This window comes from Geodermatophilus marinus, assembly GCF_003428645.1.
Taxonomy (GTDB): Bacteria; Actinomycetota; Actinomycetes; order Mycobacteriales; family Geodermatophilaceae; genus Geodermatophilus.
The window spans coordinates 19,867-39,700 of sequence record NZ_QVQH01000020.1 but is presented as its reverse complement, the minus strand read 5'-3'; the positions used below and the strand labels follow the sequence as shown (position 1 = coordinate 39,700).

Sequence of the window (19,834 nt, the reverse complement as noted above, 5' to 3'; positions counted from 1 at the left end):
GCGGCTCAGCGCCCGTCGGTGTCGACGACGTCGACCCGCAGGCCCCGGCCACCGACCCCGGTCATCACCGTGCGCAGGGCCTTGGCGGTGCGCCCGCCGCGGCCGATGACCTTGCCCAGGTCGTCGGGGTGCACCCGGACCTCGAGCGTCTTGCCCCGGCGGCCGCCGACCAGGTCGACGGTGACGTCCTCGGGGTGGTCGACGATGCCCTTGACCAGGTGCTCGAGCGCCTCTTCGAGCACGTCTTACTCGGCGGGCGTCTCGGCCGGCGCGGCCGCGTCGTCGGCCTTGGGGGCGGCCTTCTTGCGCGGGGTGGTGGCGCCGCCGGCGGGCTCCTCGGCACCGGCGTTGCGCACGGCCTCCTCGTAGATGGCCTTGCGGTCGGGCTTGGGCGCCGCGACCTTCATGGGCGGCGGGGCCGGCTCGCCCTTGAACTTCTGCCAGTCACCGGTGACGCGGAGGATGGCCGCGACGGCCTCGGTCGGCTGCGCGCCGACACCCAGCCAGTACTGGGCGCGCTCGCTGTCGACCTCGATGAAGGAGGGCTCCTCCTTCGGGTGGTACTTGCCGATCGTCTCGATGGCGCGGCCGTCCCGCTTGGTGCGGGCGTCGGCGACGACGATCCGGTAGTACGGGGCGCGCATCTTGCCCAGGCGCATGAGCTTGATCTTGGTGGCCACGGTGTGCGGTGTTCTCCTCGAACGCAGGTCGTGTGCAGCGCCCCGGGCGGCGCGTGGGGGTACGCCGGGGGCGGTGCGGCTGGACACGGCCGGCAACGGTGAGAGGGCCGCCCACCGCCGTGCTCGACCGTCCATCATGCCAGACGGCGGGCCCCGGCCTCCCGGCCGTGGGTGGCGGACGGGCGGCCCCTCTGCAGGGGCCCGCCGCGAGCCCGCGAGCGGTGGGGGGCAGAGGGGCCCTTTCTCAGGCCGGCTCGACCTCGACGAGGTTGTCCGAGAAGGTCGGCGCGTTGCCCAGGTCGGCGAAGACCGAGGGGCTCAGCGCGTTGACCGTCGCGCCCCGCGAGTGCTTGCGCCAGGCGCCCATGGGCGAGACCACGACGCCCGGCGCGACGTCCGCCGTCACGTGCAGCCGGGCGGCGAAGCGGCCCCGGTCGTTGACCACGCGCACCTCCGCGCCGTCGGCGAGCCCGCGCGCGGAGGCGTCCTCGGGGTGCATGTGCAGGGCGGGATCGCCCTGCACCCGCTGCTGGCCCGGCCGGTCGGCGAAGCTGGAGTTGAGGTAGGCGTGCGACTTCGGCGACAGCAGGGTGAGCGGGTGGCGCCCGTCGGGTCGTTCGCGCGGCGGCACGTAGTGCGGCAGCGGGTCCACCGGGTCGCCCGGCTGGTGCTCGTTGCTGCCCTGCCGGAACAGCGGCAGGACGAAGTTGCCGCCGGCGGCCGCCGAGGAGACGAACTCCACCTTCCCGGACGGCGTCGGGAAGCGGCCCTCGGCGTGGGGGGCGTACTCGTCGGGGCCGGGCAGCCGCAGCCGGGCCCAGCCGTCGCGGGCCAGGCTCTCCGGCGTGATGCCCGCCATGACCGGGGAGGACCAGTCGAACGCCTCGGCGACCATCTGCTCGTCGGTGCGGGTGAACACCGGCTCGGTGAAGCCCATCCGGGCGGCCAGCCGGCGGAACAGCTCGGTGTTGGGCACCGCCTCGCCCATCGGCGGGACCGCCGGCTCGTTCACGGTCACGTACAGGTGGCCCCACGAGAACATCACGTCGCGCTGCTCGACCTGGGTGGTGGCCGGCAGCACGATGTCGGCGAAGTCCGCGGTGTCGGTGAGGAAGTGCTCGCTGACGACGGTGAACAGGTCCTCGCGCGACAGCCCGGCGACCATCTTGTCCTGCTCGGGGCACACCACCAGCGGGTTGCTGTTGTAGACCACCAGCCCGCGGATCGGCGGATCGAGACCCAGCTCACCGGTCAGCGCCCGGCCGAGCAGGAACTGGTTGACCACGCGGGTGCCGGGGCGGATGAACTCCGCGCCGAGGAACGCCGGCCAGTTGACCGGGAAGGCCCACAGGGGCAGCTGCAGCAGGCCGCCGCCGGGCTTCCGCCAGGCGCCGGTCAGCGCGGGCAGGCAGGAGATGGCCCGCACGGTCTGCCCGCCGCCGGCGTGCCGCTCGATGGCCACCCCGATGCGGATGACCGACGGGTCGGCGGCGGCGTACTCGCGGGCCAGCGTCCGGATGTCCTCGGCGGGGATGCCGGTCTCCCCGCTCGCCCACTCCGGGGTGTAGGTCTCCACCCGCTCGGCCAGCTCGTCGAAGCCGACGGTGTACCGGGCGACGTAGTCCGCGTCGGTCAGCCCCTCGCCGATGATCACGTGCATCATCGCCAGCGCCAGCGCGCCGTCGGTGCCGGGGCGGATGGGGATGTACCAGTCGGCGTGCTGCGCCGTCCGGTGCCGGACCGGGTCGATGACGACGACCTTCGCCCCGCGCCGCTGCGCCTCGGCGACGAACGGCCACAGGTGCAGGTTGGTGCTGAGCATGTTGTTGGCCCAGATGACGATGTAGCGGGCGTGCACGAAGGACTCCGGGTCGACGCCGGCGGTCGCGCCGACCGTCATCGCGTAGGCGGTGCAGGAGCCGGAGTCGCAGTAGGTGCGCTCGCTGATCGTGGCGCCCAGCCGGTTGAAGAACGCGTCGCCGACGTTGAGCCCGTTGAGGATGCCCTGGGTGCCCAGGTAGCTCACCGGCATGATCGCCTTGGGGCCGGAGGTGCCGGCGATCTCCCGGAACCGGTCGGCGATCTCGTCCAGCGCCTCGTCCCAGGAGATCCGCGCGAAGCGCCCGCTGCCCTTGGGGCCGGTGCGCCGCAGCGGGTGCAGGACCCGCTCCTCGCTGTTGACCGTGCGGTCGTAGTCGTTCATCTTCACGCACAGCCCGCCGCGGGTGTAAGGGTGCGTGCGGTCCCCGCGGACCCGGGTGACCCGCCCGTCCTCGACGGTCACCTCCAGCGCGCAGGTGTCCGGGCAGTCCAGCGGGCAGGCGCCGTGCACCGTGGTCGTCCCCGGCATCGGCAGGTCGGTCACCGACATGGTCGCCCTCCTCCCCGGCGCCGGCGGCTCGGCGCGGTTCCGCGAGCGTGGACCCCGCGCCGGGAGGCGGGTCGACGGTGCGCGCCGCGCCCTCGACGACCGGCGACTTCCCGCGGCGGCCCCGCCCGTGGCACGCTCGGGACCGACGTCCCGGAACGCGACGCGCGGCCCACCCCAGCGAGGCCCCATGCCGACACCGCCGAGCACCCGCTGCACCGGGGTCCGGCCGTGGCAGGACCTCCTGGGCGAGCACTTCGTCGACCTCGACGTGCACCCCGCCACCGACGGCCCGCTCGCCGGCGAGGTGCGCAGCCGGGCCGTCGGCTCGCTGCAGCTGTCCTCGGTGCGGTCGGTGGACCAGCACGCGGTGCGCACCCCGGGGCTGGCCCGGGCCGACGAGCGCAGCTACGTGCAGGTCGGGCTCGTCGAGCGCGGGGTCGCGCGGGTGCGGCAGGACGGCCGGGAGTGCCGGCTGGGCCCCGGGGACTACGTGCTCTACGAGACCGCCCGCCCGTTCACCTGGGAGCTCTCCGGCGGCCCGGGGCCGGAGTGGTCGCTGCTGGTCCTCACCTGGAGCCGGCCCGCGGCGACGGCGCCCGCGCTGACCGCCCGCCGCATGGACGGCTCGACCGGCCTCACCGGCGTGCTGAGCCGGATGATGACCGACCTGCTGCGCAGCGAGGACGTCGTCGGCGGTGACCCCGGCGACCGGCTCGCCGCCGAGCTGCTCGACCTGGTCACCACCGCTGCCGGGCCGGCCGCCCGGCCGGTCACCGGCCCGTCGCGCGGCGAGGCGGCCCTGCTCACCGCCGTCCGGGCCTACGTCGAGGAGCACCTGGCCGATCCCGACCTCGACCCGGCGGCGATCGCGGCGGCCCACTTCGTCTCCGTCCGCCAGCTGCACCGGCTGTTCGCCGGGCAGCAGGAGACCGTGTCCCGTTACGTGCGGCACCGCCGGCTGGAGCGGGCCCGGGAGGAGCTGGCCGGCAGGGGTGCCCGCGACCTGCCCGTGTCCGCGGTCGCCCGCCGCTGCGGCTTCCCCGACCCGACGGTGTTCGGCCGCGCCTTCCGGGCGGCCTACGGGATGACGCCGTCCCGCTACCGGGGGCTGACCGCGGGCGGCTGGTGAAGGACCCCGGCCCCCTCACGCCTCGCAGGCTCGGCGCGAGCCTCTGGACGCGACCGGGAGGAGGTCGCCGCTCAGCCCTTCACGGCGGTGAGCACCCGGGCGGCGGCGTCCTCCAGCGGGACCTCCTCGCGCTCCCCCGTCACCCGGTCGCGCAGCTCCACCACGCCCTCGGCCAGACCGCGCCCGACCGTCACGATCGTCGGCATCCCGAGCAGCTCGGCGTCCTTGAACTTGACCCCGGGCGAGACCTTGGGGCGGTCGTCGTAGAGGACCGTCACGCCGGCGGCGACCAGCTCGCCGGCCAGCTGCTCGGCGGCGGTGAAGACCGCGGCGTCCTTGCCGGTGGCCACGACGTGCACGTCGGCCGGCGCGATCTCCCGCGGCCAGCACAGGCCCAGCTCGTCGTGCGTCGACTCGGCGATGGCCGCCACGGCGCGGGAGACGCCGATGCCGTAGGAGCCCATGGTGACCGTGACGAGCTTGCCGTTCTCGTCGAGCACCTTGAGCTCGAGCGCCTCGGCGTACTTGCGGCCCAGCTGGAAGATGTGGCCGATCTCCACGCCGCGGGCCAGCTCGAGGGCGCCGGACCCGTCGGGGGCGGGGTCGCCGGGGAGCACCTCGGCGGCCTCGACGACGCCGTCCCAGGTGAAGTCGCGCCCGGCCACCAGGTCGAACACGTGCTTGCCGGGCTCGTTCGCCCCGGTCACCCACCGGGTGCCCGGCACCACGCGCGGGTCGACCAGGTACCGGATCCCCGACGCGCTGCCCTCGCCGAGCACCTGCGGGCCGATGTAGCCCTTGACCAGCACCGGGTGCTCCGCGAAGTCCTCGAACGGCGCCACCTCGGCCGGCGCGACCTGGGCCTCGAGCCGCTTGGCGTCGACCTCGCGGTCCCCGGGGATGCCGATGACGACCGGCTCCCGGGCGCCGTCGGGGTGCACGAGCGTGACGACGACGTTCTTCAGCGTGTCCGCCGCCGTGTACCCGGCGTCGGGGAACAGCTGCCGCGCGACGGCCACCAGCGTCCCGATGGTGGGGGTGTCCGGGGTGTCCTCCACGTGCGCCGCGGGCAGCCCGTCGAGCGGGACCGCCTCCGGGACGACGGTGGACACCGCCTCCACGTTGGCCGCGTAGCCGCCGGGCGAGCGGACGAAGGTGTCCTCCCCGATCTCGGTCGGGTGCAGGAACTCCTCGCTCTTCGAGCCGCCCATCGCGCCGGACATGGCCGAGACGATCACGTACTCCAGGCCGAGGCGGTCGAAGATGCGGATGTAGGCGTCGCGGTGGGCGGCGTAGGACTTGTCCAGCCCGGCGTCGTCCACGTCGAAGGAGTAGCTGTCCTTCATCGTGAACTCGCGGCCGCGGAGCAGGCCGGCCCGCGGCCGCGCCTCGTCCCGGTACTTGGTCTGGATCTGGTAGAGCGACAGCGGGAGGTCCTTGTACGACGAGTACAGGTCCTTCACCAGGAGCGTGAACATCTCCTCGTGGGTGGGGCCGAGCAGGTGGTCGACCCCGCGGCGGTCCTGGAGCCGGAAGAGGTTGTCGCCGTACTCGGTCCAGCGGCCGGTGGCCTCGTAGGGCTCGCGCGGCAGCAGCGCGGGGAAGTGCACCTCCTGGGCGCCCATCGCGTCCATCTCCTCGCGGACGACGCGCTCCACGTTGCGGAAGACCCGGTAGCCCAGCGGGAGCCAGGTGAACCCGCCCGGCGCGGCCCGCCGGATGTAGCCGGCCCGCACCAGCAGCCGGTGGCTCGGGACCTCGGCGTCGGCCGGGTCGTCGCGCAGGGTGCGCAGGAACAGGGTGGACATCCGCAGCAGCACGACGACATTGTCGGCCTACCGGCCGACACCGCGGCCAGGTGCCCTCCCGCAGCGCCGCGGAGCGCCCACCACCCAGCGCCGCTCGGGGACCCTCCGGGCCCCGCTCCCCCCGCCCACACCGCGGCCAGGTGCCCTCCCGCAGCGCCGCGGAGCGCCCACCACCCAGCGCCGCTCGGGGACCCTCCGGGCCCCGCTCCCCCCGCCCACACCGCGGCCAGGTGCCCTCCCGCATCGCCGCGGAGCCCGCCCCCGGCCGGGCGCGGAGAGGCGCCGCCGGGCTCGGTGCGGGGGGTCACCGAGCCCGGCGGCGGGTCCGGGAGGTGGGCCGGTCAGTCGTCGCTGCCGCGGCCCCGCCCGCGTCCGCGGTCGTCGTCCCCGTCGTCGTCACCGGAGTCGTCGACCCGGCCGGCCGAGTCGTCACCGGGCGGGTCGTCGGAGCCGTGCCCGCCACCGACCCGCCCGTCGGAGTCGTCGACGACGGACGGCGTGCCGGCCGACGGCGTGCCGCTCGACGGCGCCGGCGCCACCGTGCTGCCGACCGCGGTGTCGTCCCCGCCGCGGCCGCGGCCGCTGGAGTCGGCGCGCGGGCCCTCGACGAGGAAGCGGGGTGCACCGGCGACGCAGGAGACCTTCACCTCGAGGTCCTGGGTGCCGTTCTCGAACTCGACCTCGCCGGGGTCCTGCGAGTCGTCGAGCCACCAGCCGGGGGCGGGAGCGCTGGCGAGGGAGAGGACACCGGCGGCGTCGCAGGAGGCGAAGACCGTGCCGGCGACCGTCACCTGCTCGCCCGAGGACGACGGGACCGGTGCGGGGGCGGGCGGCGGGGTGGACGTCGAGGTCCCGGCCGACGGGCCCGGCGCGCGGGACGGCGACGGGGTATCCGTGGCCGCGACCGGCACGGTGTCCGCCGACGCACCGGTGTCGACGAGGTCGACGGCGAGCAGGCCGAGGCCGACGGCGACCGCCGCCGACGCGGTCCAGAGGGCTCCGAAACCAACGGTTCGCTTCATGGCGTGGACTCTGTCGCCGGGTCGGTCAAGGGCACGTCAAGACGGTCCCAAGGCTCGGCGCGGATCTCATCCCCCTGGGTAGGGGGTCGCGGTGGGGGCGTCGCGGGCGGCCCGCCCGGCGCTAGCGTCCGCCCGTGGCCCGGCTCCTGGTCGTGGAGGACGACGAGCGCATCCGCACCGCCCTGATCCGGGCGCTGCGCGAGCGCGGCCACGCCGTCGCCTCGGCCGGCACCGCGCTCACCGGTCTGCGCCAGGCGGTCGAGGAGCGCCCCGACCTCGTCGTCCTGGACCTCGGCCTGCCCGACCTCGACGGCGGGGAGCTGCTGCGCATGCTCCGCGCGGTGTCCGCCGTCCCCGTCATCGTGGCCACCGCCCGGGACGACGACGCCGGGATGGTGCAGGCCCTGGACGCGGGGGCCGACGACTACGTGGTCAAGCCCTTCTCGGCCGGCCAGCTGGAGGCCCGCATCCGAGCGGTGCTGCGGCGGTCCGCCGGGGCGGAGGGCGGGCCGGCCGCGGTGACCGTCGGGGACCTGACCGTCGACCCGCGCAGCCGCCGGGTCACCCGGGCCGGGCGCGCGGTCGAGCTGTCCCCGAAGGAGTTCGACCTGCTCGCCTACCTCGCCGCCCGCGCCGGCACCGTGGTGACCAAGCGGGAGCTCCTGGGCGAGGTGTGGCAGCTGCCCTACGGCGGGTCGGACCGGACCGTCGACGTCCACCTGTCGTGGCTGCGCCGCAAGCTGGGCGAGTCGGCGTCGCAGCCGCGGCTGCTGCACACGGTGCGCGGGGTCGGCGTGCGGCTGGCCGGGCCCGAGCCGTGAGGCGGCGCATCACGCTGCTGGTGGCGGCCACCACCTCGGTGGTCCTCCTGGCCTTCCTCGTGCCGGCGGCCCTGCTCGTCACCCGGGTCGCCGAGGCCAGCGCCCTCGACGCCGCCCAGGCCCGGGTGCAGGCCCTCGTCCCGACCGTCGGCCTCGACGACCGCGAGGAGGTCGCCGCCGCGGTCGTCGGGCTCACCGGTGTGGGCGTGCGCTGGCCCGACGGGGCGTGGCTGGGCACCGAGGGCGCCCTCGCCGACGACGTGGACCCGGCCAGCCCGCGGCTGACGGCGACCGGGACGGGCGTCCAGCTGCTCCAGCCGGTCGAGCGGGGCGAGGGCACCGCCGTCGTCGAGGTCTTCGTGCCCGCGGAGCGGCTGCGTGCCGGCGTCGCCCGCACCTGGCTGGTCCTGGCCGGTCTGGGTGTCGTCCTGTTCGTCCTCGCGCTGGTGGTCGCCGACCGGCTGGCCCGGTCGCTCACCCGGCCGGTCACCGACCTGGCCGCGACCGCGCACCTCCTGGGCAGCGGCGACCTCGACGCACGGGTGGCACCGGACGGCCCGCCGGAGGTGCGCGAGGTCGGGACGGCGCTCAACCGGCTGGCCGGTCGCATCGGCGAGCTCCTGGCGGCCGAGCGGGAGACCGCCGCCGACCTCGCCCACCGCCTGCGGACGCCGCTGACCGCGCTGCGGCTGGACGTCGAGGCGCTCCCGCCGGCCGACCGCGAGCGGCTGTCCGGCGACGTCGACGCGCTGCGCCGCGGCATCGACGAGGTGATCTCGGAGGCCCGGCGCACGGTCCGCGAGGGGGTGGGGGCCGGGTGCGACGCCGTGGCGGTGGTCGGCGAGCGGGTGCGGTTCTGGACGGTGCTCGCCGAGGAGGAGGGCCGCCCGGTGGCCGTGGACCTGCCCGACGGGGAGCTGCCCGTGCGGGTCTCCCCCGCCGACCTCGGCGCGGCCGTGGACGCCCTGCTCGGCAACGTCTTCGCCCACACCCCCGAGGGCGCCGGGCTCCGGGTCGCCGTCCGGGCCCGGGCCGGTGGCGGGGCGGAGGTCGAGGTGGCCGACGACGGTCCGGGGCTGCCGGCGGCGGCGCCGGTCCGGGGCCACAGCGGCGGGGGCTCGACCGGCCTGGGCCTGGACATCGCCCGCCGCACCGCCGAGGGCGCCGGCGGGGAGCTGCGGCTGGCCTCGTCACCGGCGGGGACGGCGGTCACCCTGGAGCTGGGCCCGCCGGCGGCCTGACGGTCAGGCCACCACGCGGCCGCGCAGGACGATCCGGGCGGGGCGGGCCAGGGTCGCGAGGTCGGCCCGCGGGTCGGCGTCGTAGACCACGACGTCGGCCCGCGCACCCTCCTCGATGCAGGGCAGGCCCAGCCAGGCCCGCGCACCCCAGGACGCCGCGGCCAGCGCCGCCTCGGCGGGCAGGCCGGCCTCGTGCAGCGCGCGCACCTCGTCGGCGATCCGGCCGTGCTCGATCCCGCCCCCCGCGTCGGTGCCGGCGAAGACCGGGACGCCGGCCTCGTACGCGGCGCGGACGACGGCCCCCGACCCGGCGTGCAGCCGGCGCATCGTGCTGGCGTAGGCCGGGAAGCGCTTCTCCCCCGCGGCGGCGAAGGACGGGAAGTGCTCGACGTTGACCAGCGTCGGGACGACGGCGGTGCCGCGCGCGGCCATCTCGGCGACCAGCTCCTCGGTCAGCCCGGTGCCGTGCTCGATGCAGTCGATGCCCGACCGGATGAGGGCCGGCAGCGCGTCGGTGCCGAACGTGTGCGCGGTGACGCGGGCGCCTTCCTCGTGGGCCGCGGCGATCGCCGCGGCGACGGCCTCCTCGGGCCACTCCGGGGCGAGGTCCCCCACGCCGCGGTCGATCCAGTCGCCGACCAGCTTCACCCAGCCGTCCCCGCGGCGGGCCTGGACGCGGACCTCGTCGGCGAGGTCCGCGGGCCCGAGCTCGACGGCCAGGCCGGGGATGTAGCGCTTCGGGGCGGCCAGGTGCCGGCCCGCCCGGATGACCTGCGGCAGGTCCGGCTCGTCGTCCAGCGCCCGGGTGTCCACCGGCGCACCGCAGTCGCGCAGCGCCAGCACTCCCGCGGCGCGCTCCGCGAGCGCCTGCTCGCGCAGGCCGGCGAGGTCCTCGACCGGGGTCCCGCCGCGGCCGATCCCGACGTGGCAGTGCGCGTCGACCAGGCCCGGGACCAGCCACCCGCCGCGGCTGACCGTCTCCGCACCGGGGACCGGCTCGGTGGTGAAGCGGCCGTCGCGCACCCAGAGGTCGCGGTGCTCCCCGTCCGGGAGGACGACGCCGGAGAGGTGCAGCGGCGGGGTGCTCACCGGCCGGGCCGCTCGTCCCCGAACTTGCTGAAGTCCAGCTTGCTGAGGTCGGGCAGGCCCTGGCCGGGCGGCAGCGACGGCATCTGCCCGCCGGGGAACCCGCCGCCGGGCAGGCCGGCGCCGGGGGGCAGGCCGGGCACGCCGGCGGGCCGGCGGGCGGGCCCGCCGCCCTTCTTCGCGGCGGCGCCCTTGCCCTTGCCCTTCCTGCCCTTCTTCGACTGGGCCTGCATCTGCCGGCCCCGGGCCTTCTTCGACATCGGGCCCATCCCGGGCAGGCCCATGCTGCCGGCCATCTGGCCCATCATCTTCTGGGCCTGCGCGAACCGTTCCAGCAGCTGGTTGACCTCGGTGACCGTCACGCCGGAGCCGTTGGCGATGCGCACCCGCCGCGAGGCGTTGATGATCTTGGAGTTGACCCGCTCCTCGGGGGTCATCGACCGGATGATGGCCGCCGTCCGGTCCAGGTCGCGGTCGTCGACCTGCTTGAGCTGCTCCTTCATCTGCCCGGCGCCGGGCAGCATCCCGAGCAGGTTGGCGATCGGCCCCATCTTGCGGATCGCCATCATCTGCTCGAGGAAGTCCTCGAGGGTGAAGCCCTCGCGGGAGGCGAGCTTGCCGGCCATGCGCTCGGCCTGGTCGGCGTCGAAGGCCTGCTCGGCCTGCTCGATGAGGGTGAGCACGTCGCCCATCCCGAGGATGCGCGAGGCCATCCGCTCGGGGTGGAAGACGTCGAAGTCGGCCAGCTTCTCGCCGGTGGAGGCGAACATGATCGGCTGGCCGGTGACGTAGCGGACCGACAGCGCGGCACCACCGCGGGCGTCGCCGTCGAGCTTGGTGAGGACGACGCCGCTGAAGCCCACGCCGTCCCGGAAGGCCTCCGCGGTGGTGACCGCGTCCTGGCCGATCATCGCGTCGACGACGAACAGCGTCTCGTCCGGCCGGACGGCGTCGCGGATGCCGGCGGCCTGGGCCATGAGCTCGGCGTCGATGCCCAGCCGGCCGGCGGTGTCGACGACGACGACGTCGTGCATCGTGCGACGGGCGTGCTCGAGCGAGTCGGCCGCGACCCGGACGGGGTCGCCGATGCCGTTGCCGGGCTCGGGGGCGTAGACGGCGACCCCCGCCTGCCCGGCCACGATGGACAGCTGGTTGACCGCGTTGGGCCGCTGCAGGTCGCAGGCCACGAGCAGCGGGGTGTGGCCCTGCGCCTTGAGCCAGCGGCCGAGCTTGCCGGCCAGCGTCGTCTTACCGGACCCCTGCAGACCGGCCAGCATGATGACCGTCGGCGCCTGCTTGGCGTAGCGCAGCCGCCGGGTCTCGCCGCCGAGGATCTCGATGAGCTCCTCGTTGACGATCTTGATGACCTGCTGGGCGGGGTTGAGCGCCTGCGACACGTCGGCCCCGCGCGCCCGCTCCTTGACGGCGCTGATGAACGACCGGACGACGGGCAGCGCGACGTCGGCCTCCAGCAGCGCGATGCGGATCTCGCGCGCGGTGGCGTCGATGTCGGCGTCGGTCAGCCGGCCCTTGCCGCGCAGGCCGCTGAAGACCGTGTCCAGGCGGTCGGAGAGGGTCTCGAACACAGCACGTCCTCGTCAGAGCTCGCGGGCGCGGCCTGCCGGTCGAACCGATCGGCGACACGGGCGACGGGCCCGGTCAGGGCCGGACCCTCGCGCCTCCTGACCGCCAGGGTATCGAGCGCGGCACCGCCGGGGTGGGACCACGAGGGGCCACTCCACCCGGAGGTGCGCCGCGGAGGCGCCGGAGCGCCGGGCCGGCAGCGCAGGCGGCGGGGCACCATGGGGCCGACCGGCCCGGACCCTCCCCGCTCCAGGAGAACGCCGTGACCCGCACCGCCGCCCCCGCCCCCGCCCCGGTCGCGACAGGGGTGGACGACGCACGGCTGGCCGGCCTCCGGCGCTGGAACCTCGCACTGGCGGTGCTGCACGCCGGGCAGGCCGTCGCCGTCCTCGTGCTGGCCAGCGGCTTCGCGATCACGGTGACGTCGTCGTTCCCGGCCGGGCCGCCGGGCACGGCGGTGCCGGCGCCGGAGCCGCTCGTCGACGTCGGCGTGGGCGCGGCGATCGCGGTCTTCCTGGGGCTGGCCGCGGTGGACCACCTGGTCACCGCCACGGTGCTGCGCCGGCGCTACGAGGAGGACCTGCGCCGCGGCATCAACCGGTTCCGCTGGCTGGAGTACTCGCTCAGCGCGACGATCATGGTGCTGCTCATCTGCGCCTACACCGGCATCACCGGCCTCGCCGCGCTGATCGGCATCGCCGGCGCCAACGTCGCGATGATCCTGTTCGGCTGGCTGCAGGAGCGGGCGAACCCGCCCGGACGCGCCGGGACGACGATGCTCCCGTTCTGGTTCGGGTGCATCGCGGGGGCGGCGCCCTGGGTGGCGATCACCGCGAACATCGTCGGGGCCGAGCAGATACCGGGTTTCGTCTACGGGATCTTCGTGTCGCTGTTCGCGTTCTTCACGAGCTTCGCGGTCAACCAGTGGCTGCAGTACCGCGAGGTCGGCCCGTGGCGCAGCTACGCCTACGGCGAGAAGGCCTACCTGGTGCTCAGCCTGGTCGCCAAGAGCGCGCTCGCCTGGCAGGTCTTCGCCGGCTCGCTGGCCGGGTGACGGGCGCTCACGCCCGCCGGCCGGCCCGCTCGGCCCCGTTGACCGACGCCCCTCCCCCGGCGCCCCGCAGCACGAGCGCGAGGAAGTCCCCGATCCGCACGTGCTGCTCCAGCGGGTGCCGGAACCGCCCCCGGTCCACGACCGTGTAGTGGTTCCGGCGCCCCACCCGCTCGCGGACCACGTAGCCCGCCTGCTCCAGGTCGCCGACGATCATCTGCACCGCCCGCTCGGTGATGCCCACCCGGGTCGCGATGTCCCGCATGCGGACCTCGGGGTCCGCGGCGAGGCTGACGAGCACGTGCCCGTGGTTGGACAGGAAGGTCCACCCCGGAGAGGTCCCGGTCACCGGGAGGACACTACGCGGACCAGGACGCGGGCCAGGACGCCGACCACTGCGCGGCGCCACCGCGGCACGGCACCACGCCGACGCGTGTCCATGGCAGCGAATTTCGCGTAAGATGCTTCGTGCGAGGGGAGTACCCGAGCGCACCCTGCGCAGCCGCCGCCCGTCAGTCCCGGCCCCGGCCCGGGCCCGGCCGGCCCCACCCGGGGTCGGGGGAGACCTCGCCGCACCGCTGGGAGATCCCCGTGACCGTCCTCGGCCCGCCCCCACCGGCCCCCGCACCCCAGCGCGGCGCGCCCCCGCCCCGCCCGGGGCCCCGGAGACTGCTCGCCGTCGTCACCGACCGGAGCGACGTCGCCGCCGACCTCGGCCCCGCGCTCGCCGCGGCCCGGCGCGGCCGCGCACCGCTGCACGTCGCCGTGGTCCTCCCCCGACCGCCCTCCGCCGTCGACGCCGAGCTCGCGGCCCTGCTGGTCGAGCTCTCCGACCGCCTCGCCCACGACCTGCGCGCGGAGGTCCGGCAGGCGCTGGCGGCGGCGGGCGTGCCCGCGACCGTCGCCCTGCACCGCTGCCCGGGCCTGTCCGGGCGGCGGCGCCGGCGGGTCCTCGAGCGCACGGCCGCCCGGCTGGCGCGCCGGCTCGACGCCGTCGTCGTGGGCGCGCCCCGGTGACGGCCGCGCCCGGGCGGGTCGGCTGGCCCACCCCCGAGCAGGTGCTGCTGCTGCAGTCCGTGCGGACCGACCCCTGCGTCTCCCTGCTGGCCACCACCCGGCCCGCGCCGCGGATGACCGAGGCCGACGCCGCGACGCTCCGGCGCCTGGCCGCCGGAGCCGCCACCCGGCTCGCCGGGCACGGCCGCGCCGGGGCCGAGCTCGCCGACGCGCTGGCCGAGACCGTCGCCGGTGCGCGGGCCGGCCCGACCGGTCACGGCATCGCGGTGTTCGTCAACCCCGCGGTCCGCGAGGTGGTCCGGCTCCCCGTGCCGGTGGCCGACCGGGTCGTCGTCGACCCCACGTTCGCCACCCGCGACCTGGTCCGCGCCCTGCACCGCACCCCCCGGCACCTGGTGCTCCTGCTCTCCGAGCGGGAGGCGCGGCTGCTGGAGGGGGTGGCCGAGGACCTGCGCCCCCCGCCCCGCTCACCCTTCCCCGTGCTGGCCGAGGGCACGGGCCGGGACGCCTTCCTCCGCCGGATCGACGAGTCCCTGGGCACCCACCTGCGGCTGCACCCGGCGCCTCTCGTGCTGGTCGGCGCCGAGCGCACGCTGGCCCGCTTCCGCCGGGTGTCGCGCAACCTCGGCCGGCTCGCGGGCACGGTCACCGGGGGCCTGACCCGGGCCCCGCTGCCCGACCTGGTACCGCGGATCCGCGAGGTGCTGGACGCCTACCTGCTCTCCCGGCAGGACGAGGCCCTCGCGCTGCTCGACCGCCGCCGGTCGCGGCACGCGGTGGTCGACGGCATCGAGGCGGTGTGGCTGGCGGCGCGGCGGGAACGGCCGGAGATGCTCGCGGTGGAGGAGGGCTACGTCTTCCCCGCCCGGCTCAGCCCGGACGGGGACTTCGTCACCCCGGCCGACGACGTCGACCACCCCGACGTCGTGGACGACCTCGTCGACGAGGTCATCGAGGTCGTGCTGCTGCGCGGCGGCTGGGTCGCCCTCGTCACCGACGGCGCGCTGGCCGACCACGGCCGGGTGGCGCTCACCGTGCGGTGAACACCGGGGCCCGGCCCGGTCAGGCCGCGCGCGTCACCCGCGTGGCGGCGGCCGGCGCCGGCGCCCCGGCCCACACGGCGGCGCCGCACTCGCCGCACGCCCAGTCGGGGCACTCGCCGCCGTCGTCGGTGTGGCCGTCGGCGCACGGGGGCTGCACGAACTCGCGGTCGTCGCCGCACACCGCGCAGGCCCAGACCCGCCCCTCGGCGGTCGCGACGGCGAAGCGGTCGGTCATGCGGGCTCCTCTCCCGGCGGGGTGGGACCGTTCCGTCCCCTCTCCGTCACCGACGGTGGCACGGACCACCGACAGAACCGGGGAGCCTCAGCCCGGCGTGTCCGCGCCCCCGGGCACCGGGTCGGGCACCGCACCCCGGGCCGCGGCCGCGAGCGCCGCCTCCACCCGCGCCCGCTGCTCCCCGTCGATGGGCGTCCCGGAGGCGTCGGTCACGTAGAAGTGGTCGGCGGCGTCGGCCCCGAGGGTCTCCACCCGCGCGGAGGTGACGTCGAGGCCCTCGGCGGCCAGCGCCGCGGTGAGCCGGTAGAGCAGGCCGGCCCGGTCGCCGGCCCGCACCTCCACGATGCCGGTGGCGTCGCCGGTGACCTCGCCGTTGTGCCAGGAGATGCGGGGCGGGGCCGCGCGGCCGTCGTCCTGCCGGTAGTCGGCCTCGCGCTGCCGCAGCCGGGCCGACAGCGGCAGCGTCCCCTCCAGTGCGGCCCGCACGGCGTCGGCCAGGATCGCGGGCACCGGCGGTCGGCCGAAGCGCGGGCGGACGGCGAACACCGCGGTGGCGCGGGAGCCGTCGGTGTTGACCTTGGCCGCCCGGACGTCGAGCTGGTTGAGCGCGAGGACGCCGGCCAGGCAGCTGAACAGCCCCGGGCGGTCGGGCGCGCGGAAGGTCACCTGCTGGCCGTCGGCGACGTCCTCCACGGTCACGGTCACCGCCCCGTCCGCCTCCACCCCCGGGGCGGGATCCCCCGGGTGCAGGACGGGCTCGGTGTCGGGCGCGGCGGAGCCGCCGATCCGCGCCTGGACGCGGGCCACCAGCGCGGCCACCAGGTGGGCCTTCCACGGCGACCAGGCCGAGGTGCTCGTCGCCGCGCCGTCGGCCTGCGCCACGGCGTGCAGCAGCTGCAGCAGCGCCGGGTCGTGGCCGAGGGTCGCCGCCACCCGCTCGACCGTCGCCGGGTCGTCGATGTCCCGGCGGACCGCGATGTCGGGCAGCAGCAGGTGGTGGCGGACGACGGCGGTGAGCGTGGCGACGTCGGCCGGCGCGAAGCCCATCCGTGCGGCGACCCGCCCGGCGACCGGCGCCCCGACGACGCTGTGGTCGCCCGGCCAGCCCTTGCCGATGTCGTGCAGCAGCGCACCGACCAGCAGCAGGTCCGGCCGGTCGACGTCCCGGGTCAGCTCGGCCGCGGCCGCCGCGGCCTCCACCAGGTGCCGGTCGACGGTGTAGCGGTGCCACGGGTGGCGCTGCGGGAGGGAGCGCACCCGGTCCCACTCCGGCAGCAGGCGGACCAGCAGCCCCTCCTGGTCGAGCTGCTCGAGCACCGGGACGGCGGCGCGCCCGCTGGCCAGCAGCCGCAGGAAGTTCCAGCGGACCTCGGCCGGCCACGGCTCGGGCACCGGCGGGGAGTGCACCGCGAGGACCTTGAGCGTGTACGGCGACAGCAGGAGGTCGGCGCGGGCGGCGGCGGCGGCCCCGCGCAGCACCAGGCCCGGGTCCCCGGCCGGGCGGGCGTCCCGGGCGAGGACCACCTCGTCCCCCTGGCGCACCACGCCCTCGGCCAGCGGTTCGCGACGCACCCGGCGGTAGCGCCCGCGGGGGCGGCGCTCGAGGCCGGCCTCGACCCGCCGCCACGTCTCGTCGGCGAGGAAGGCCAGCCGCCGGCCGGCCAGGCTCACCTCGCGCAGCAGCGCGTCCTCGTCGGCCAGCCCGAGCGCGGCGGCGACCGGGCGCTGCTCCTGCCGGACCAGCACGTCGGCCGGACGGCCGGTCCGGCGGCGCAGCTCGTCGCGGACGTCGAGCAGGAACGCGTACGCCTGCCCGACCTCGGCCGAGGGCTCGTCGGCGAGCTGCGCGGCGGCCGCGGCGCGCAGGACCTGGCCCTCCCGCAGGCCGCCGTAGGCCTCCTTGAGGTCGGGCTCGAGCAGGAAGGCCAGCTCCCCCACCTGGCGGGCGCGGCCCCGGCGCAGGTCCCGCAGCTGCGGCATCAGCCGGGCGGCCGACTGCCGCCAGCTGGCCAGGGTGGCGGTGCGCAGGGCGGCCGCGAGGTCGGCGTCCCCGGCGACGAAGCGCGCGTCGAGCAGCCCGAGACCGGCCTTCACGTCGGTCGAGGCGGTGGTGACCGCCTCGGCGACGGTGCGCACCGAGTGGTCGAGCCGCAGGCCGGCGTCCCAGACGGGGTACCAGACGGCGTCGGCGAGGGCGGCGATCTCCGGCCGTCCCTCGTGCACGAGGACCAGGTCCAGGTCGCCGTACGGCGGGGGCTCCCGGCGACCCAGGCTGCCCACCGCCACCAGGGCCAGGCCGTCGGTGCCGGTGCGGGGCGGACCGCCCCGGCGGCTCCGCGGCGGCGGTGTCCCGGCGGCCGCGTCCTCGAGCAGGCCGCGCAGCCAGGCCTCCAGCGCCTCCGCCCGCCGCGCCCGCGGCAGCGCGGGCAGCGCCTCGGTGTCGAGCACGGGTCCCCCTCGGTCTGCGGTGCGCCGCGGTGCGGCGGCGTGTGCCGGATCGCTGTCGTGGATCGGTACCCCGGGACGGCGTCGGCCGGGGTGGCGGGGCTCCGCCACCCCGGCCGACGGGTGTTCTCGGCCCCCCTTGCAGGGTCCCGCCCCCGAGCGTGCGCGGGGTGGGGACGGGCGGCCCCGTCCCGAGGCTCGCCGCGGCCCCGTCCAGGGCACCGCCCTGAGCTCGCGAAGGGCGGGAAGGACGGGGTCCTTCCACGGTGAGGAGGACGGGCGGCCCCGTCCCGAGGCTCGCCGCGGCCCCGTCCAGGGCACCGCCCTGAGCTCGCGAAGGGCGGGAAGGACGGGGTCCTTCCACGGTGAGGAGGACGGGGTCCTTCTAGAGGGCGTCGGCACCCCGCTCACCCGTGCGGACGCGCACGATCTCGTCGATCGTGGTCACCCACACCTTGCCGTCGCCGATCTGGCCGGTGGAGGCGGCCTCGACGATCGCGTCCACCACGCGGGCGGCCTCGATCTCGCCGACGACGACCTCGATGCGGACCTTCGGCACGAAGTCCACCTGGTACTCCGCGCCGCGGTAGACCTCGGTGTGGCCCCGCTGGCGACCGAAGCCCTGGACCTCGCTGACGGTGAGCCCGGCGATGCCGATCAGCTCGAGGGCGTTCTTGACGTCGTCCAGCTTGAACGGCTTGACGATGGCGGTGACGAGCTTCATGCCCGGATCCCTTCGGTGTTGCGGGCCTCAGCCCGTGCCTGGCCGCCGACCGGTGCGGTCGAGCCGCTGCTCCCCAGCGAGGCGAAGTCGTAGCCGGACTCGGCGTGGACGACGGTGTCGATGCCCGTGACCTCGTCCTCCTCGGTGACCCGGAAGCCCATGGTGGCCTTGATCGCGGTACCGATGATCCAGGTGACGACGAACGAGAACACGAGGACCGCCAGCGCGCCGACGACCTGCCGCCACAGCTGGTCGACCCCGCCGCCGTAGAGGAGTCCGTCGACACCGGCCGGGGCCGCCTCGGTGGCCAGGAAGCCGACAGCGATGGTGCCCCACAGGCCGCCGACCAGGTGGACGCCGACCACGTCGAGGGAGTCGTCGTAGCCGAACCGGTACTTGAGGCCGACCGCCAGTGCGCACAGCGCGCCGGCGGCGACGCCCAGGACGACCGCGCCCACCGGGTTGACCGCGGAGCAGGCGGGGGTGATGGCGACCAGGCCGGCGACCGCGCCGGAGGCGGCGCCGAGCGAGGTGGCGTGCCCGTCGCGCAGCTTCTCGGTGGCCAGCCAGCCGAGGACGGCGGCGCCGGTCGCGGCCAGCGTGTTCACCCACACCGTGGCCGCCGTCTCGTTGGCGCCCAGCGCGGAACCGGCGTTGAAGCCGAACCAGCCGAACCACAGCAGGCCGGCCCCCAGCATCACCAGCGGCAGGTTGTGCGGCCGCATCGCCTCGCGGCCGAAGCCCCGCCGCGTGCCCAGCACCAGGGCCAGCGCGAGGGCCGCCGCACCGGCGTTGATGTGCACCGCGGTGCCGCCGGCGAAGTCGATGGCGGCCAGGTCGTTGGCGATCCAGCCGCCGACCACGCCCAGGTCGTCGTTGTCGAAGGCGAAGACCCAGTGGGCCACCGGGAAGTAGACGACGGTCGCCCAGATGCCGGCGAAGACCATCCAGGCCCCGAACTTGGCGCGGTCGGCGACGGCGCCGCTGATCAGGGCGACGGTGATGATGGCGAAGACGGCCTGGAAGCCGACGAAGGCCATGTCGGGCAGGCCGTTGGTCACGCTGGTCATCAGCCCGGAGAGGCCGAGGTACTCGAACGGGTCGCCGAGCAGCCCGCCGCCCACGTCGTTCCCGAAGGCGACGGAGTAGCCGTAGAGGACCCAGAGGACGCTGATCAGCGCCAGCGCCCCGAAGCTCATCATCATCATGTTGAGGACGCTCTTCGCGCGGACCATGCCGCCGTAGAAGAGCGCCAGGCCGGGGGTCATCAGCAGCACGAGCGCCGCGCTGGTGAGGATCCAGGCGGTGTTGCCGGTGTCGACCACGGCAACCTCCTGTACGTGTCGTGGGCCATCGGCCGCATCGGTCGGGTCCACCGGCGCAGGGGGAACGCCGGGCGGTGTGCTGGTGGGGCCGTCGTCCGGAGGCCGGCCGACGCGGCGTTCACGGTGCCGCCGACCTGTTTCGCGCGGTGGCGCGCCGCTGTTTCCGCGCGGTGAACTCCGGCCCGCGTGTCCCCACCCCGTGTTCCGGCCGTGTTGCGCCGCCGCCCGCCGGGGCACCCTGCCCGACCGGAC

At 76.2% G+C, this 19,834-nt stretch carries 18 protein-coding genes; 6 read left to right on the top strand and 12 right to left on the bottom strand.

Annotated features, from left to right (window positions below):
• Positions 1-5: 5 nt before the first annotated feature.
• The 3 genes from D0Z06_RS18600 to D0Z06_RS18590 all read right to left on the bottom strand — a co-directional run bounded on the left by D0Z06_RS18600 (position 6) and on the right by D0Z06_RS18590 (position 3,051).
• Positions 6-242 carry an RNA-binding protein gene (locus tag D0Z06_RS18600; RefSeq protein ID WP_117379039.1) on the bottom strand — a complete coding sequence of 79 codons (237 nt, stop codon included), beginning with the start codon at positions 240-242 and terminating at the stop codon, positions 6-8.
• A 3-nt stretch (positions 243-245) separates the two neighbouring features.
• Positions 246-680: a 30S ribosomal protein S16 gene (rpsP, locus tag D0Z06_RS18595; RefSeq protein ID WP_117379038.1), complete on the bottom strand. Its 435-nt coding sequence runs from the start codon at positions 678-680 to the stop codon at positions 246-248.
• A gap of 244 nt (positions 681-924) precedes the next feature.
• Positions 925-3,051, bottom strand: a complete 2,127-nt coding sequence (locus D0Z06_RS18590; protein WP_117379037.1) for a molybdopterin-containing oxidoreductase family protein — start codon at positions 3,049-3,051, stop codon at positions 925-927.
• A 187-nt stretch (positions 3,052-3,238) separates the two neighbouring features.
• Between D0Z06_RS18590 and D0Z06_RS18585 the strand changes: the two genes are divergently transcribed.
• Positions 3,239-4,180 carry a helix-turn-helix domain-containing protein gene (locus tag D0Z06_RS18585; RefSeq protein ID WP_158580030.1) on the top strand — a complete coding sequence of 314 codons (942 nt, stop codon included), beginning with the start codon at positions 3,239-3,241 and terminating at the stop codon, positions 4,178-4,180.
• A gap of 71 nt (positions 4,181-4,251) precedes the next feature.
• On the opposite strand, the gene D0Z06_RS18580 is transcribed toward D0Z06_RS18585, so the two are convergent.
• Together D0Z06_RS18580 and D0Z06_RS18575 are read right to left on the bottom strand one after the other, a co-directional pair.
• Positions 4,252-6,000: a proline--tRNA ligase gene (locus D0Z06_RS18580; RefSeq protein ID WP_117379035.1), complete on the bottom strand. Its 1,749-nt coding sequence runs from the start codon at positions 5,998-6,000 to the stop codon at positions 4,252-4,254.
• 329 nt (positions 6,001-6,329) lie between these two features.
• Complete coding sequence (locus tag D0Z06_RS18575) at positions 6,330-7,010, bottom strand: hypothetical protein (protein ID WP_117379034.1); 681 nt, start codon at positions 7,008-7,010, stop codon at positions 6,330-6,332.
• Between the two features lie 134 nt (positions 7,011-7,144).
• Between D0Z06_RS18575 and D0Z06_RS18570 the strand changes: the two genes are divergently transcribed.
• A complete protein-coding gene (locus D0Z06_RS18570; protein ID WP_117379033.1) occupies positions 7,145-7,831 on the top strand; it encodes a response regulator transcription factor in 687 nt (228 codons plus the stop codon).
• Positions 7,828-9,072, top strand: coding sequence for a sensor histidine kinase (locus D0Z06_RS18565; RefSeq protein WP_117379032.1), 1,245 nt, complete (start codon positions 7,828-7,830; stop codon positions 9,070-9,072). Before D0Z06_RS18570 ends, D0Z06_RS18565 begins: the two co-directional genes overlap by 4 nt.
• A 3-nt stretch (positions 9,073-9,075) precedes the next feature.
• On the opposite strand, the gene D0Z06_RS18560 is transcribed toward D0Z06_RS18565, so the two are convergent.
• A complete protein-coding gene (locus tag D0Z06_RS18560) occupies positions 9,076-10,161 on the bottom strand; it encodes an amidohydrolase family protein (protein WP_199522412.1) in 1,086 nt (361 codons plus the stop codon).
• Positions 10,158-11,744 carry a signal recognition particle protein gene (gene ffh / locus D0Z06_RS18555; RefSeq protein WP_117379031.1) on the bottom strand — a complete coding sequence of 529 codons (1,587 nt, stop codon included), beginning with the start codon at positions 11,742-11,744 and terminating at the stop codon, positions 10,158-10,160. The genes D0Z06_RS18560 and ffh overlap by 4 nt, the downstream gene beginning before the upstream one ends.
• A 260-nt stretch (positions 11,745-12,004) precedes the next feature.
• On the opposite strand from ffh, the gene heR reads away from it, so the two are divergent.
• On the top strand, positions 12,005-12,796 hold the full coding sequence (heR, locus tag D0Z06_RS18550; protein ID WP_117379030.1) for a heliorhodopsin HeR: 792 nt from the start codon (positions 12,005-12,007) through the stop codon (positions 12,794-12,796).
• 7 nt (positions 12,797-12,803) lie between these two features.
• Here the strand turns inward: heR and D0Z06_RS18545 are convergent, their stop codons facing one another.
• Entirely contained in the window at positions 12,804-13,142 is a 339-nt protein-coding gene (locus D0Z06_RS18545; RefSeq protein WP_199522411.1) for a helix-turn-helix transcriptional regulator, read from the bottom strand.
• Between the two features lie 242 nt (positions 13,143-13,384).
• Here D0Z06_RS18545 and D0Z06_RS18540 point away from each other — a divergent pair, with 242 nt between their 5' ends.
• Entirely contained in the window at positions 13,385-13,810 is a 426-nt protein-coding gene (locus D0Z06_RS18540) for a hypothetical protein (protein WP_117379029.1), read from the top strand.
• Positions 13,807-14,853 carry a baeRF3 domain-containing protein gene (locus D0Z06_RS18535; protein WP_117379028.1) on the top strand — a complete coding sequence of 349 codons (1,047 nt, stop codon included), beginning with the start codon at positions 13,807-13,809 and terminating at the stop codon, positions 14,851-14,853. Before D0Z06_RS18540 ends, D0Z06_RS18535 begins: the two co-directional genes overlap by 4 nt.
• Before the next feature lie 19 nt (positions 14,854-14,872).
• On the opposite strand, the gene D0Z06_RS18530 is transcribed toward D0Z06_RS18535, so the two are convergent.
• The 4 genes from D0Z06_RS18530 to D0Z06_RS18515 all read right to left on the bottom strand — a co-directional run bounded on the left by D0Z06_RS18530 (position 14,873) and on the right by D0Z06_RS18515 (position 19,582).
• Complete coding sequence (locus D0Z06_RS18530; RefSeq protein ID WP_117379027.1) at positions 14,873-15,088, bottom strand: hypothetical protein; 216 nt, start codon at positions 15,086-15,088, stop codon at positions 14,873-14,875.
• 87 nt (positions 15,089-15,175) lie between these two features.
• Positions 15,176-17,536 carry a [protein-PII] uridylyltransferase gene (locus D0Z06_RS18525; RefSeq protein ID WP_117379026.1) on the bottom strand — a complete coding sequence of 787 codons (2,361 nt, stop codon included), beginning with the start codon at positions 17,534-17,536 and terminating at the stop codon, positions 15,176-15,178.
• A 382-nt stretch (positions 17,537-17,918) separates the two neighbouring features.
• On the bottom strand, positions 17,919-18,257 hold the full coding sequence (locus D0Z06_RS18520; protein WP_012950005.1) for a P-II family nitrogen regulator: 339 nt from the start codon (positions 18,255-18,257) through the stop codon (positions 17,919-17,921).
• The gene (locus D0Z06_RS18515; RefSeq protein WP_117379025.1) at positions 18,254-19,582 is read right to left on the bottom strand and encodes an ammonium transporter; all 1,329 of its coding nucleotides are present in this window, start codon (positions 19,580-19,582) and stop codon (positions 18,254-18,256) included. Before D0Z06_RS18515 ends, D0Z06_RS18520 begins: the two co-directional genes overlap by 4 nt.
• Positions 19,583-19,834: the final 252 nt, after the last annotated feature.

Bases quoted from the DNA above. Each gene is read 5' to 3' on its own strand.
- D0Z06_RS18590 (WP_117379037.1), bottom strand. From the start codon at position 3,051: ATGTCGGTGACCGACCTGCCGATGCCGGGGACGACCACGGTGCACGGC.
- D0Z06_RS18585 (WP_158580030.1), top strand. From the start codon at position 3,239: ATGCCGACACCGCCGAGCACCCGCTGCACCGGGGTCCGGCCGTGGCAG.
- D0Z06_RS18575 (WP_117379034.1), bottom strand. From the start codon at position 7,010: ATGAAGCGAACCGTTGGTTTCGGAGCCCTCTGGACCGCGTCGGCGGCG.
- D0Z06_RS18530 (WP_117379027.1), bottom strand. From the start codon at position 15,088: ATGACCGACCGCTTCGCCGTCGCGACCGCCGAGGGGCGGGTCTGGGCC.
- D0Z06_RS18520 (WP_012950005.1), bottom strand. From the start codon at position 18,257: ATGAAGCTCGTCACCGCCATCGTCAAGCCGTTCAAGCTGGACGACGTC.